Origin of the sequence: Halorubrum sp. Atlit-28R, from assembly GCF_003665955.1 — an archaeon.
Classification (GTDB): Archaea; Halobacteriota; Halobacteria; order Halobacteriales; family Haloferacaceae; genus Halorubrum; species Halorubrum tropicale.
The window spans coordinates 263,050-275,871 of the sequence record NZ_QPLS01000005.1; the positions used below are offsets into that span (position 1 = coordinate 263,050).

14 protein-coding genes are annotated in these 12,822 nt (G+C 73.9%); 8 read left to right on the forward strand and 6 right to left on the reverse strand.

All coding sequences use genetic code 11. The annotated features are described in order from the left end of the window. The first annotated feature begins 450 nt into the window (after window positions 1–450). On the forward strand, window positions 451–1,776 hold the full coding sequence (locus DVK06_RS10470) for a 5'-deoxyadenosine deaminase (protein ID WP_121600216.1): 1,326 nt from the start codon (window positions 451–453) through the stop codon (window positions 1,774–1,776). 50 nt (window positions 1,777–1,826) lie between these two features. Here the strand turns inward: DVK06_RS10470 and DVK06_RS10475 are convergent, their stop codons facing one another. From DVK06_RS10475 to hemC, 4 genes are all read right to left on the reverse strand, one after another. Beyond that, a complete protein-coding gene (locus tag DVK06_RS10475; RefSeq protein ID WP_053770798.1) occupies window positions 1,827–2,228 on the reverse strand; it encodes a hypothetical protein in 402 nt (133 codons plus the stop codon). A gap of 227 nt (window positions 2,229–2,455) precedes the next feature. Then, window positions 2,456–3,211, reverse strand: a complete 756-nt coding sequence (locus tag DVK06_RS10480) for a uroporphyrinogen-III synthase (protein ID WP_394345511.1) — start codon at window positions 3,209–3,211, stop codon at window positions 2,456–2,458. Then, the gene (gene cobA, locus DVK06_RS10485) at window positions 3,211–4,092 is read right to left on the reverse strand and encodes a uroporphyrinogen-III C-methyltransferase (RefSeq protein ID WP_121600218.1); all 882 of its coding nucleotides are present in this window, start codon (window positions 4,090–4,092) and stop codon (window positions 3,211–3,213) included. The genes DVK06_RS10480 and cobA overlap by 1 nt, the downstream gene beginning before the upstream one ends. Continuing rightward, the gene (gene hemC, locus DVK06_RS10490; protein ID WP_121600219.1) at window positions 4,085–5,236 is read right to left on the reverse strand and encodes a hydroxymethylbilane synthase; all 1,152 of its coding nucleotides are present in this window, start codon (window positions 5,234–5,236) and stop codon (window positions 4,085–4,087) included. Before hemC ends, cobA begins: the two co-directional genes overlap by 8 nt. A 181-nt stretch (window positions 5,237–5,417) precedes the next feature. Here hemC and DVK06_RS10495 point away from each other — a divergent pair, with 181 nt between their 5' ends. The 7 genes from DVK06_RS10495 to DVK06_RS10525 all read left to right on the forward strand — a co-directional run bounded on the left by DVK06_RS10495 (window position 5,418) and on the right by DVK06_RS10525 (window position 11,659). After that, window positions 5,418–6,506 (forward strand): beta-ribofuranosylaminobenzene 5'-phosphate synthase family protein, encoded by a 1,089-nt coding sequence (locus tag DVK06_RS10495; protein ID WP_121600220.1) that lies wholly within the window; start codon window positions 5,418–5,420, stop codon window positions 6,504–6,506. Window positions 6,507–6,509: 3 nt separating this feature from the next. Beyond that, entirely contained in the window at window positions 6,510–7,346 is an 837-nt protein-coding gene (locus DVK06_RS10500; RefSeq protein ID WP_121600221.1) for an HTR-like protein, read from the forward strand. Window positions 7,347–7,449: 103 nt separating this feature from the next. Then, complete coding sequence (locus DVK06_RS10505) at window positions 7,450–8,430, forward strand: hypothetical protein (protein ID WP_121600222.1); 981 nt, start codon at window positions 7,450–7,452, stop codon at window positions 8,428–8,430. Beyond that, on the forward strand, window positions 8,427–9,119 hold the full coding sequence (locus DVK06_RS10510; RefSeq protein WP_121600223.1) for a hypothetical protein: 693 nt from the start codon (window positions 8,427–8,429) through the stop codon (window positions 9,117–9,119). Before DVK06_RS10505 ends, DVK06_RS10510 begins: the two co-directional genes overlap by 4 nt. Window positions 9,120–9,207: 88 nt before the next feature. Continuing rightward, window positions 9,208–10,299, forward strand: coding sequence for a putative sulfate/molybdate transporter (locus DVK06_RS10515; RefSeq protein ID WP_121600224.1), 1,092 nt, complete (start codon window positions 9,208–9,210; stop codon window positions 10,297–10,299). A gap of 482 nt (window positions 10,300–10,781) precedes the next feature. After that, complete coding sequence (locus DVK06_RS10520) at window positions 10,782–11,111, forward strand: transcription factor S (RefSeq protein WP_121600225.1); 330 nt, start codon at window positions 10,782–10,784, stop codon at window positions 11,109–11,111. Between the two features lie 5 nt (window positions 11,112–11,116). Then, the gene (locus tag DVK06_RS10525) at window positions 11,117–11,659 is read left to right on the forward strand and encodes a hypothetical protein (RefSeq protein ID WP_121600226.1); all 543 of its coding nucleotides are present in this window, start codon (window positions 11,117–11,119) and stop codon (window positions 11,657–11,659) included. Between the two features lie 26 nt (window positions 11,660–11,685). Here the strand turns inward: DVK06_RS10525 and DVK06_RS10530 are convergent, their stop codons facing one another. Next, on the reverse strand, window positions 11,686–12,336 hold the full coding sequence (locus DVK06_RS10530) for an alpha/beta hydrolase (RefSeq protein ID WP_121600227.1): 651 nt from the start codon (window positions 12,334–12,336) through the stop codon (window positions 11,686–11,688). 28 nt (window positions 12,337–12,364) lie between these two features. After that, window positions 12,365–12,763: a DUF5778 family protein gene (locus DVK06_RS10535; protein WP_121600228.1), complete on the reverse strand. Its 399-nt coding sequence runs from the start codon at window positions 12,761–12,763 to the stop codon at window positions 12,365–12,367. Between the last annotated feature and the right edge of the window lie 59 nt (window positions 12,764–12,822).

Here is a 12,822-nt window from a genome sequence, read left to right on the forward strand (position 1 = left end):
TCGATAGCAGACCGACGGCGAACACCTCCAAAGCCCCAGTCGCGAGGGCGGCGCACGCTCGCTGCGGTCCTCAGTCGGTCGCTATCGCTCCCTCCTTGCGGGCCTTACCTCGTCATCAGAACGCTTTGCGTTCTGATTGGCTCACGAGAGCGGAGCTCTCGTGAACGCCTGCGCCGCCCTCGCGACTGCCCCTTCGAGTCCCACCCGCCCCACACAGCACCGCAGCCTCACACCTCCCCAACCTCGCCGCTCACGCTTCGCGGCTGCGCCGCTCGCGTTCGCGGCGTCCCTCGCGTGTGCTCCTCGCGGCCGCCGAGGGCGGCCGCTCGCAGGCACGCGCCGGCCGCGTCCGCCGGCTAAACGGCCTCGTTCGGTCGCGTCGACGGGACGCGATCGCCCGAGGCGCCGAGGGACAGCCTCTTACCGGTCGACCGTCAGGAACGGACGGACATGCTGATCGCCGGAACCGTCGTCGCCGACTCCGAGACCGTCATCCCCGACGGCGCCGTCGTCGTCGAGGGGAACACGATCGCCGCGGTCGGCGAGGAGCCCGACCTCCGCGACCGCTACCCCGACCACGAGCGGCGGACGTTCGACCTCGTCGCGCCCGGCCTCGTGGGCGGCCACATCCACTCGGTCCAGTCGCTGGGTCGGGGGATCGCCGACGACGCCGCCCTCCTCGACTGGCTCTTCGACGCCGTCCTCCCGATGGAGGCCGCGATGGACGCCGAGGCGACTCGGGCGGCCGCCGAGCTGGGGTACCTGGAGTGTCTCGAATCGGGGACGACGACCGTCGTCGACCACCTCTCGGTGAACCACGCCGACGAGGCGTTCGAGGCCGCGATCGAGACCGGGATCCGCGCGCGGCTCGGGAAGGTGCTGATGGACCGGGACTCTCCCGACGGGCTGCTGGAGGAGACCGACGCCGCGCTCGCCGAGAGCGAGGCCCTCATCCGCGAGTACCACGGCGCCGCCGCCGGCCGCGTCCGCTACGCGGTGACGCCGCGGTTCGCCGTCACCTGTACCGAGACCTGCCTGCGCGGCTGCCGCGAGCTGGCCGACCGCTACGACGGCGTGACGATCCACACCCACGCCAGCGAGAACGAGGACGAGATAGCGACCGTCGAGGCCGACACCGGGAAGCGGAACGTCCTCTGGCTCGACGAGGTCGGGCTGACGGGCCCGGACGTGACGCTCGCGCACTGCGTCCACACCGACGAGCGCGAGCGCGAGGTGCTCGCCGACACCGGGACGGTCGTCACGCACTGCCCCTCCTCGAACATGAAGCTCGCCTCGGGAATCGCGCCGGTCCAGGACTACCTCGACCGCGGGATCCCCGTCGCGCTCGGCAACGACGGCCCGCCGTGTAACAACACGCTCGACCCGTTCACGGAGATGCGGCAGGCGAGCCTCCTCGGCAAGGTCGACGCCCGCGATCCGACGCGCCTCCCGGCCGCGACCGTGCTGGAGATGGCGACCGAGAACGGCGCCCGCGCCGCCGGCTTCGACCGCCTCGGCGCCCTCCGCGAGGGGCACCGCGCCGACGTGATCGGGATCGCGACCGACCTGACCCGGGCGACCCCGATCCACGACCCGCTCTCGCATCTGGTGTACGCCGCGCACGGCGACGACGTGACCTTCGCGATGGTCGACGGCGAGGTCCGCTACGCCGACGGCGAACACGTCGGGACCGACGCCGCCGCGGTCCGCGAGCGCGCGACGCGCCACGCGGAGCGCGTGGCCGAGACGGCCGGCATCGACGTCGCCGAACCGTAGCCTCGTCGCCGTCGCTCTCGCGTCGTGAGAAGCGCGGGGAGGCCGGCGACCTACGAGGGGCGCTCCGCCGACGAGGCGACCGCGGAGGGGGACTGCGCCCACCGCATCGCGGCGTCGTCGTCGTTGAACGCCTCGGTGTCGACCCCCTCGACGTCGATGGTCCGCTTGAGGAAACGCCGCTTCGAGCGCTGCCCGACGACGGCGAAGCGGTCGACGCCGCGCGCGACCGCGATCTGCGCGGACTCGCGGAGGGCCCGCCGGCCGGCGTCGGAGCACGGCCTGCTGGTCCGGACGACGATCACGACGGCGTCGATCGCGTCGGGATCGGTCGCGGTCCGCCAGCGATCGAGGAGCGCCTCGCCGTCCGCGGGGCTCAGCCCAGTCCCGTGAGGGAACTCGACCACGAGGACCTCGTCCTCGACCCGCAGCAGCCAGCGCTCGCTCGGTTCCATGACACGACCTCCCACGTGCTTGGCTATAAACCACACTCTCCGATTATCGTATCAGATACTTGAATCCGTACGACGGAGCGATCCGACGGCCGCTCCGTGCGGGCCCGCGGATCGGAGGGGCCGTCGGTGCCGGTCGGCCGGCGACGCCCCTAGCGTCGGTTATCCGCCAACGAGATTCGACTCGCGTGCGAGCGATCCCGGCGGCGCCGGTCGCCCGCCCGAGAGGATCAGTTCCGCCGGCCGGTCCCCTCGTCGAGCGCGTCGACGACCGCGGCCGCGAGCGCCTCGAACGACGCCTCGTCGGGGACGACGTCGACGCCGAGGCCCCGGTCGCGAGCGGTCTCCGCGGTCGGCGGGCCGATGACGCCGACGACCGCGTCCGTCAGCCCGGCGCGGGCCGCCTCGTCGACGCCGCGGTCGGCGGCCGCCGCGAGGAAGTTGTCGACCGTGAGCGAGGAGGTGAACGCGACCGCGTCGAGGTCGCCGGTCGCGGCCAGCTCGGCCGAGTCACCGGCGTCGTCCGGACGCGCGAGCCGGTAGAGCACGGTCTCGGTCACGTCGGCGCCGGCCTCGCGCAGGCCGTCGAGGAGCACGTCGCTCCCGTGGTCCGAGCGAGCGACGACGACGCGCTCGCCCGCCACGCGCGCCTCCAGCGCGGCGACGAGCCCGGCCGAGGTGTACTCCTCCGGGACGACGTCCACCGTCCAACCGACCTCGCGGGCGGCCGCGGCGGTCGCCGGCCCGATCGCGGCGACGTCCGCGTCGCCGGGCTCCCAGCCGGCCTCGGCGGCGAGCTCGACACCGGTCTTGCTCGTGAGCACGACGAGCGGCGCGTCGGCCGGGACCGCGCCCGTCGGCTCGACTTCGAGCATGGGGTCCGGGACCGGCTCCGCGCCGAGTTCGCGGAGCAGTTCGACGGCCGACTCGATCCGCTCGTCGGCCGGGCGGAAGACGGCCACGCGCGGGCGGTCGGCGCCCCCGATCACGCCCCGTCACCACCGGTCGCGTCGCCGCCGCGCCCCTCGCCCGGCGACCGAACTGGGGCCGAGTCGGCGTTTTCGAGGAAGGCCACGACGCGGTCGCGGGTCGCGGCCACGTCGCCGATCACGGTGATCGCGGGCGGTTCGATCCCCGCCTCGTCGCGGACGTCGACGATGGTGTCGAGCGTGCCCGTCGCGACGCGGCTGTCGGGCCAGGTGGCGCGCTCGACGAGGGCGACGGGCGTGTCTCCGCCGAGGCCGGCGTCGCGGAGCTCCGCGGTGTACGCCGGCAGCTTCCCGACGCCCATCAGCACGACGATGGTCCCGCCGGTCGCGGCGAGCGCCGCCCAGTCGACCGCCGACTCCTCCTTCGTCGGGTCCTCGTGACCGGTGACGAACGATACGGAGGAGGCGTGGTCGCGGTGGGTCACCGGGATCCCGGCGACCGCGGGGCCGGCGATGGCCGAGGTGACGCCGGGGACGACCTCGAAGGGGACCCCCTCGGCCGCGAGGTGCTCGGCCTCCTCGCCGCCGCGCCCGAAGACGAACGGATCGCCGCCCTTCAGCCGAACGACGCGGTTCCCCTCGCGGGCCAGCTCGACCATGCGCCGGTTGGTGTACTCCTGGGGCGTCCACTCGCCGCCGGCGCGTTTCCCCACGTCCTCCCGCTTCTCCTCGGGGATCTCGCCGAGGATCTCGGGGCCGGGGAGCTTGTCGTGGAGGACCACGTCGGCCGACTCGATCAGGCGCTTCGCCTTGACGGTGAGCAGGTCCGGGTCGCCCGGCCCGGAGCCGACGAGGAAGACGGTGCCGACGCCGTCGTCGCGTCGTCGCGTCGGCGGCTCCTCGGCGTCCTCCCTTGGGGTCGCGCCGCCGTCAGTCATCGGTCTCCGCCTCCTCGCGCGCCTCGGCGATCAGGTCGTCGGCGCCGCGGTCGGCGAGGTCCGCGGCGAACTCGGCCGCCGCGGTCGCGTGCGACCGGATCGGCAGGTCGCGGGTCCCGGCCACCTCCTCGGTGCCGTCCGTCGAGAGCACCCGCGCCCGGACGTGGACGTGCTCGCCCTGGACCATCGCGGCGACCCCGATCGGCGCCACGCAGCCGCCGTTGAGCTCCCCGAGGACCGTCCGCTCGACGGTGACCGCCACGCGGGTCCGCTGGTGGTCGACCGCGTCGCGGACCGCCTCGACCACGTCCGGGTCGCTCGCGGTGACCGCGATGGCGCCCTGGCCGGCCGCGGGGACGAACTCCTCGCGCGGGAGCCGCGTCGTCTCCACCTCGTAGAAGAGGTTCGAGCGGCGCAGCCCCGCCTCCGCGAGGACGACCGCGTCGTACTCCGTCTCGACCTTACGCTCCATCGCCGAGCGTTCGAGGTCGGACAGCGAGTCGAACCACTCCTCGACGGTGCGCTCGAACTCCTCGTCGACCTCGTCGTCCGCGTCCTCCCCGTCGGCGCTCTCGCCGTCCGCGTCGCCCCCGCCGTCCCCCTCGGCGGTCAGCGCGCTCTCCTCGCCCGACGCGATCAGGCGGCGCTCGTGTTCCGCCTGGAGGCCGGGCGCGAGCAACTTTTCCAGCCGCGTGTCGACGTTGCCGCGGATCGGCTCGACGGTGAGGTCCGGGCGGGCCGCGCGGATCTGCGCGCCCCGGCGGAGCGAGCCGGTCCCGACGACGGCGCCCGACGGGAGGTCTTCGATGCCCAGCCCCTCCGGGTGGACGAGCACGTCGCCGGAGGGGGCGCGCTCGGGGACGCCCGCGACGACGAGGTCCGCCATCTCCTCGGTCGGGAGGTCCTTCAACGAGTGGACCGCGAGGTCGGCGTCGCCGGCGAGCACCTCCTCGTCGAGAGCGCGCACGAACGCGCCCGTCTTCCCGAGTCGGTGGATCAGTTCGTCGGGGATCTGGTCGCCGCGCGTCTCCACCTGCCGGAGTTCCACGTCGCGGCGCCGGCTCGACAGCGCCTCGCGGACGGTCTCGGCCTGCCGGAGGGCCAGGTCCGACCCGCGGGTCGCGAGCCTGAGCGTTTCGGTCATACGCGGACCGAGGTCCCCCGCGTTCAAAAGCGCACCAGTTCGGCCGCCTCGGCGACCGCGGCGCCTCGGCGACCACGGCGCCGACGCGCGCTCCGGCTCGCTCGCGCCCGTCCTCGCGTACCGAGGCAACTCCGGCCACGGTCACGGGCCATTTATCCGTCCGCCCCGAAGGGTGGCCGAGATGGCACGCGCGAGCGTCGGGGCCCGACTCCACTTCGGCTTCTGTAACCTCAGCCTCTCCCACGAGCGGCTGTACGGCGCCCTCGGCGTCGGACTCGCGGCGCCCCGCGCGGTCGTCGACGCGGAGCCGGCCTCGGCGGTCCGCGTGACGGTCGACGAGGCCGCGGGGACCCCCGCCGAGTCGACCGGATCCGCCGCGGCGGTGCGCGACGACGTCCGCGGGTACGCGACCGCGGCCGCCGACCTGCTCGGCGTCGACGGCGCCCGGGTCGCGGTCCGCGAGTCGCTCCGGCGGCACGCCGGCCTCGGCAGCGGGACGCGGCTGGCGGCGGCGACGCTCGCCGCGGTCGCGACCGCCCACGGCGAGCCGGCGCGGGTGCGCGAGCGCGCCCCGGCCCTCGGCCGCGGCGGGCGCTCCGGCGTGGGCGTCGCGACGTTCGAGGACGGGGGGTTCGTCCTCGACGCCGGGCACCCGACGGCGCGGTTCACCACCGACCGCCCCGCCGACGGCGAGTGGACCGTGCCGCCGGTGGCCGCCCGCCACCAAGTCCCCGACGACTGGCGGTTCCTGCTCGTCGAGCCCGGCGCGGACGCCGGCCGGAGCGGACCGGCCGAGGACGACGCGATGCGCGCCGCGGTCGAGCGCGCGGACCCGGCCCTCGCCGACCGGATCGGCGGGACCGTCACCCGGCGCGTCCTCCCCGCGGTCGCGACGGGCGACGCGGAGGCGTTCGGGGCCGCGGTCGCGGAGATCGGGCGGCTCAACGGCGCGTGGTACGCCGACGAGCAGGGCGGCGTGTACCGGCCGCCCGTCGGCGCGGTCGTCGACTCGCTGTCGGGCGCCGCGTCGGTGTTCGGCGCCGGCCAGTCCTCGTGGGGGCCGACCGTCTACGGCGTCACCGACGCGGCCCGCGCGGACGCGGCGCTGGCGGCCGGCGAGCGCGCGCTCGATCGGGCCGGCGTCGACGGCGAGGTGTCGGTCGTCCGGGCGTCGAACGAAGGGGCGCGGATCGACGCGGCGGGCGGGGCGGACCCGCCGTCTGCCGACCCGGAGAGGGGTAACACTAAGCCCCGCGGCGACGGGGCGTAAGGCATGTCCAGTGTTCCGTTCGGGGTCGCGCGCCTCGACTCCATCCTCGGCGGCGGGGCGCCGTCCGGCAGCGTCGTGCTGCTCGCCGGCGAGGCGGGCGCCGGCGCGCGGGAGTTCGCGTACACCAGCGCGGCGATGAACTCGCTGGCGCACGCCGACGAGGAGCTGTTCGACCTCTACTACGGCGACGTCGACGACGACGCGACCCTGCCCGAGTCGGTCCACTACCTCTCCTTTACCGCCGACACCGAGGCGATCACCCGGGAGATGGGGTACACGATGGCCGACGAGATCGTCGACGCGGCGGTCGACGGGATCTCCTTCCGGGACCTCTCGGCGGAGTACTTCCAGCTGTCGCCGGTGCCGCGCGACTGGTACGAGACGGCGACGACCTCGATCACCGAGCTCGGCGAGCGCGGGGAGTACGAGGACGTGCTCACCGCGTTCGGCGACTACCTCTCGAAGCACGGCGAGCGGAGCCTCGTCTGCATCGACTCCGTCACCGACCTCGTCTCGATGGTCTCCGACGACACCGACTGGAGCGACGTCGCCATGGTGATGAAGGGGCTGAAGAAGGCGGCCTACGAGTGGGACGCCTTAGTCCTCGTGTTGGTGAACTCCGAGGCGCTCCGCGACCGCGAGTTCGGCACCCTGATGGACGCCGCGGGCGGGACCCTCCAGTTCACGTGGGAGAGCGGCGGCTCCCAGCGCGCCCGGACGATGTTCGTCCGCGAGTTCCGCGGCGTGCTCTCCCGGCTGGAGGCAGAGAACATCGTCCGCTTCGAGACCGAGATCCACGAGGGCGGGTTCGACATCAGCGACGTGCGGAAGATCCGGTAACGGCTCGGGGACGTGGTGAGCGCCCAGTATCGATCCGGAGAACGGCGCGACAGGTTACTTAAGCCTCGCCGCTCAACGGCAGGTAGATGACGGAGGATCCGCGATGAGCGACCACGACCCGGCGACGGCCGCCCTCGACGCCGCGGCCGAGGACGCCGGCGTGAGCCGCGAAGAGGTCCTCAGGCGCGCGCTCGTCGCGCTCGCGGAGTCCGAGGGGATCGACGTCCCCGACGCCGAGGAGGTGGCGGCGGTCGAGGCCCGCCTCGACGACCTCGACGCCGAGCTCGACGAGAAGGTCACCGACCTCCGCCAGCGGTTCGTCGACCTCTACCGCGAGGTCGAGTCGCTCGACGCCGGCGGGGACGGCGCGGGGGACGCGGCCGCGTCGCGGATCGACGACCTCGCCGACGAGCTGGCGGAGGTCGCCGCCCGGCTCGACCGCCTCGACGCGGCCGTCGCCGACGCGCCGACCGCGGACCGCGTCGACGAGCTCCGCGACCGACTGGACGCGCTCGACGACCGGATGGACGAGCTGGACGCCGTCCGCGTCCGGGTGGACGAGTTCGGCGACCGCCTCGACGAGGTGGACGGACGGGTCGACGAGATCGACGGGCAGGTCGACGACGTGGACGACCGCCTCGACGGCGTCGAGGCGGACCTCGACCCGATATCTGCGGACGACCTGTCCGATATCGACGACAAGCTCTCGCGGGTCGCGAGCGCGGTCGTCAGGGTCAAGCGCCGGCTCGACGCGGCGGAGCGCGACCGCGCCGACCGCGAGCGCCTCGACGCGCTGACGCGGACGGCGAACCGGCACGGGGTGCGGGCGGCCGACTGCGACCACTGCGGCGGGGGCGTCGAGCTGGGACTGCTGTCGGCGCCGGAGTGCCCCCACTGCGGGCGCCGGTTCGAGGACCTGGAGCCGAACACCGGCTTCCTCGGCACGTCGAAGCTCCTCGTCGGGGACCGGCCCGCCATCGACGGCGACGTCGCGGACGGCGCCAGCGGCGACGAGACGAGCCGGACGATGAACCGGACGAGCACCGCCGCGAGCGACGGCGGGGCGGAGGGTGACCGCCGATGAGCGACGACCGCTCCGACGACGACGCGGCCGAATACGACCCCTTCGACGATGACGGCTCGGAAGCCGACCCGTTCGGCGACGACGGCTCGGAGAGCGGCTCCTTCGACGACGAGACGTTCGCCGGGGGACCGAGCGATGAGGCCGGCGACGACCTCGACGGGCCCGACGCGGGCGGGGTCGACGACCCGTTCGCGGCCCTCGGCGAGGGGGTCGGGAACGACGCCGGACCCGACCGAGGCGAGGGCCGTTCCGGCGAGCGCGGCGAGACGCGGTCCGGCGCGGACCCGGAACCGGGCGCGCCCGCGGACGACCCCTTCGCGGAACTGGACGCGGACGCGGCCGACGGGCCGACCGACGGGGACCCCTTCGAGTCGATGGGGAGCGGGGACGTCGGCGAGGAGGACGTGTGGGCGGCGCTCGACGAGGGCACCGCCGTCGGCGCCGACGCGACCGATCTCGGCGATGCGGACGGCCCGACTCCCGGGACGCCGGGCGCGGCGGCGACCGGCGACGAGCGCGTGGTCGACAAGCGGAGCTACTGCCAGCGCTGCCCGCACTTCGCGGCGCCCCCGGAGACGGCGTGTACCCACGAGGGAACGGAGATAGTGGAGTCGGTCGACTTCTCGCAGTTTCGCGTCCGCGACTGTCCGATGGTCGACGCGGACGGCCCCGCCTTCGACGGCGAGTGACCGGAGGCGGTTTCGCTTCGGCCGCCGAGTACCCGCCGCCGATTTCTGAACACGTTCAAGCCTGACCGCCCGGTACGTCGTCCGTACCGTGGTAGAGTCCGGTTTAGAGGGGCGGCGGTCGGTCGAGTTCGGTCCGGGAGCGGTCACCGGCGCGATAGGGGATTCGATTACGGTGATCCCGCTCGTCGTCGCGCTGGCGCTGCTGACGGACGCCTCGCTGCCCCACGCGCTCGCCGCGTTCGGCGCGTTCCAGATCGTCTGGGGGGTCCGGTACGGGCTGCCGGTGTCCGTGGAGCCGATGAAGGCGCTCGCCGCGCTCGCCATCGCCGGCGCGCTCACGTACGCCGAACTCGCGCTCGCGGGGGTGGTACTCGGCGTCGTCCTCCTCGCGATCGGACGCACCGGGACGCTCGGGTACGTCGAGCGGTGGATCGGCGAGCCGGTCGTCCGCGGCGTCCAGTTCGCGGTGGGCCTCGTCCTCCTGGAGACGGGGCTCGGCCTCGCGGTCGCGGACCCGCCCGTCGCGCTCGCCGGGGTCGCTGTCGCCGGCGCGGTCGCGCTCGCGGGCCACGGGAAGGCGAGCGCGCTGGCCGTCGCCGGCGTCGGCGTCGCGACCGCGCTCGTCGTCGCCGGCGTCCCCTCGCCCCGGCTCCCCGGCGCGCCGCCGACACCGGCGTTCGGGGCGGCGCTCACGCGGGCGGCGTTCGACGGCGCGGTCGCGCAGCTGGCGATGACCATCGGCAACGCCGCGCTGGCGACCTCCCTCCTCTTCTCGGACCTGCTCGACGCGGAGGTGGCGCCCGACGAGCTGTCGACGAGCATGGGCGTGACGAACCTGATCGCCGTGCCGCTCGGCGGGGTCCCGATGTGTCACGGCTGCGACGGGGTGGCCGGCAAGTACGCCTTCGGCGCGCGCACCGGCGGCGCGAACGTCGTCCTCGGCGCCGGCTACCTCGTCGCCGCCCTCTTCGCCACGCCCGCGCTGATCGCCGCGTTCCCGCTGGCGATGCTCGGCGCGCTGCTGGCCGTCGTCGCCGTCTCGCTGGCGCGCAACGTCACCGACTCCGACAACTGCGCGCTCTCGGTCGGAATCGGCCTCCTCGCGGTGGCGACGAACCTCGGCGTCGCGTTCCTCGTCGGCATCGTCGTCCACCTCGCGTGGGGGCGGATCGGCGGATAACGCGCCGTGAATGTGGTGATTTCCGTGCCCGGTGGCGCGTGCCGACGAGCGCCCGCAGGGCGCGAGTCGCACGCGCGAGGGAGTCGCTGGCGGCGCCAGCCGCCAGCGACGAGGTTGGGGAGGCGTGTGGTGCGGTTGCCGTGCGGTGCGGGGCGGACTCAAAGGGGCAGCAGCGGGGGCGACGTAGGCGACGCAAGCACTGGAACGAGGAAGCGAACGCAGTGAGCGACCGAGTGAAGCGCGCAGCGAGCGTACGTCGCCCTCGCGGCTGGGGCTTTGGCGGTGTCCGTCGCCGATTCGCACTCGACCATCGATAAGTAAGCGGCCGGGGCTCTCGGAGAGGCGACGACGATGGCAGTTCCTGATACGTCGACTCCGAATTCGGTGCCGAGGGTCACTGACAAGATCTCTTCGGTCCACTCGTCCTCGTCTCGGCCGCACCCACCGGACCTATACCGTTCGATCCCCTGTCTCTCGCGTATATGCAGTTCTGTGACGACTGCGGCTCGATGATGGTCTCTCGCGACGGGGAGATGGTGTGTCAGAACGACGATTGCGGCGCCACGACCGAGCGCGACGAGGCGCTCGCCGCCGAGTTCGAGTCGACGACCGAACAGACCGGCGACGAGGTGATCGAGACGGAGGAGGGCGCGAACTTCGAGGGGAAGCCCACCGCCGACGACGTCGTCTGCGACGAGTGCGGCCACGGCGAGGCGTGGTACACGATCAAACAGACCGGCGCCGCCGACGAGCCGCCGACGCGCTTCTTCAAGTGTAAGGAGTGCGGCCACCGCTGGCGCGGGTACAGCTGACCGCGATGGACGCGGCCCCGTCGCGGCGACGGCCCTTCCGCGCGTCCGCCGTCCGCGCGTTCGCGGCGCTCGCGGTCGTCGCCCCCGTGGCGTTCCTCCTCGGCCGCGCGGTCGGGTTCTGGCGCGTGCGGCTCGTCGTCGGCAGGTTGCTCGCGCTGCTGCCGGACGAGGGGGCACCGGACCACGTCCGGGTGCTGCCGCCGCCCGCGGACGAGTACGCCGGGACGGTCCCGACGAGCCCCGCGGAGACCCGCGCGATGCTCCCCGACCGGGGCTTCTCGGAGCTGATCCGGGCGTACTTCCACGCCTACGAGCGCGACGGGGAGACGGTCCACGAGGTGGGAAGCTTCGTCCACCGCCCGGAGGGGCTCACCGGCGACTGGCAGGTCCACGTCCGGCTGTTCCCCGCGCCCGACGGCTCGACGGAGGTGTGGGCCCACTGGGAGCGGAACCCCTACGTCGCGCCGCTGGCGCACCTGCGGATGGAGGGGTACGACCCCGCCCGCGGCGAGCGGATCGCGACCGAGTTGATCGACGGCCTACGATAGCCGACCGACCCGCCCCTGCCGCCCGCTCACGGCTCGTCGCGAAGCCGCTCCCCGAGGAACGCCGCGGCCGCCTCGCCCACCGTTCCGCTCCGCCCGACGAAGAAGTGGTCCGACTCGAACGCGACCGTCTCGATCCCCAGTTCTCCCGCGCGCTCGACCACGGGCACCCAGTCGGCCGTCGAGTCCCGGGTCGCGTACAGCACGCGCGTCGGCACGCCGCGCTCGGCGAGGTCATCGAGCGCCGCGACCGCGTCGACGTCGGGGTTCAGACGGGCCGTCGGCGCGAGCGCGCAGACGCCCGCGAGGCCGGGTCGCGAGGCGGCCGCGACGAGCGCGACCGTGCCGCCGAACGAGAAGCCGAAGAGGCCGACGCGGTCGTAGCGCTCGCGCGCCCAGCCGACCGCCGCGTCCGCGTCGGTGGTCTCGCCGTACCCCTCGTCCCAGTCGCCGTAGTCGAACCGGAGGCAGTCGACCCCGCGGTCGGTCAGGGCGTCGCTCACGGCGCGCAGCCGCTCGTCGCCGCGGTGGCCGCGCTGCTGCGGGTGCGGCGGACAGGCGACGACGACCGCGTCGGCGCGCGTCGCGTCGTCGGGCCCGTCCCGGGCGCCGTCGTCCGCGGCGGCGTCGAGCGTGGCGCGCACGTCGCGGCTGCCGGGGATCAGGACGGTGTCGCTCACCGGGTCCGGACTCCGCGGTCGCTTCCGGTCACGGGACCTGCGTCACGCGGTCGACGTGCTCCATGTCGGCGAGGTCGGCCGCGAGCGCCTCCTGGTCGACGCCCGCCTCGTAGTAGAACACGATGTCGAAGGCGCCGCCGCGGAGGAGCTGCTGGCACTCCCAGACGAACTCCTCGCCGTCGAGCGTCAGCCCCTGGAACTGGTTCGACGAGAAGCTCGTGTCGTCGTTGCCCGCCTCGATGTACGTCTCGCCTTTCCCCGCGTGGTCGGCGATGACGTCGTTGGCGGCGACCGTCAGCTCGTGCATCTCTAAGTCCTGCTGGCCGTCGAGGTCCGTGTGGACGATACAGCCCACCAGCTCGATGTCGCCGGGCTCTAAGAGCGCCTTCGTACGGGTGTATAGGTCGGCGTCGACGGTTTCGCTCATGGGCGATCCTTCCGGCTCCCGTAATAAACGGGTGACGGTTCACCGGGCGGAGGGCGCCG

Coding starts and splice junctions, on each gene's coding strand:
- DVK06_RS10470 (WP_121600216.1), top strand. CDS start 451: ATGCTGATCGCCGGAACCGTCGTCGCCGACTCCGAGACCGTCATCCCC.
- DVK06_RS10475 (WP_053770798.1), bottom strand. CDS start 2,228: ATGGAACCGAGCGAGCGCTGGCTGCTGCGGGTCGAGGACGAGGTCCTC.
- cobA (WP_121600218.1), bottom strand. CDS start 4,092: ATGACTGACGGCGGCGCGACCCCAAGGGAGGACGCCGAGGAGCCGCCG.
- hemC (WP_121600219.1), bottom strand. CDS start 5,236: ATGACCGAAACGCTCAGGCTCGCGACCCGCGGGTCGGACCTGGCCCTC.
- DVK06_RS10495 (WP_121600220.1), top strand. CDS start 5,418: ATGGCACGCGCGAGCGTCGGGGCCCGACTCCACTTCGGCTTCTGTAAC.
- DVK06_RS10500 (WP_121600221.1), top strand. CDS start 6,510: ATGTCCAGTGTTCCGTTCGGGGTCGCGCGCCTCGACTCCATCCTCGGC.
- DVK06_RS10505 (WP_121600222.1), top strand. CDS start 7,450: ATGAGCGACCACGACCCGGCGACGGCCGCCCTCGACGCCGCGGCCGAG.
- DVK06_RS10510 (WP_121600223.1), top strand. CDS start 8,427: ATGAGCGACGACCGCTCCGACGACGACGCGGCCGAATACGACCCCTTC.
- DVK06_RS10520 (WP_121600225.1), top strand. CDS start 10,782: ATGCAGTTCTGTGACGACTGCGGCTCGATGATGGTCTCTCGCGACGGG.
- DVK06_RS10525 (WP_121600226.1), top strand. CDS start 11,117: ATGGACGCGGCCCCGTCGCGGCGACGGCCCTTCCGCGCGTCCGCCGTC.
- DVK06_RS10535 (WP_121600228.1), bottom strand. CDS start 12,763: ATGAGCGAAACCGTCGACGCCGACCTATACACCCGTACGAAGGCGCTC.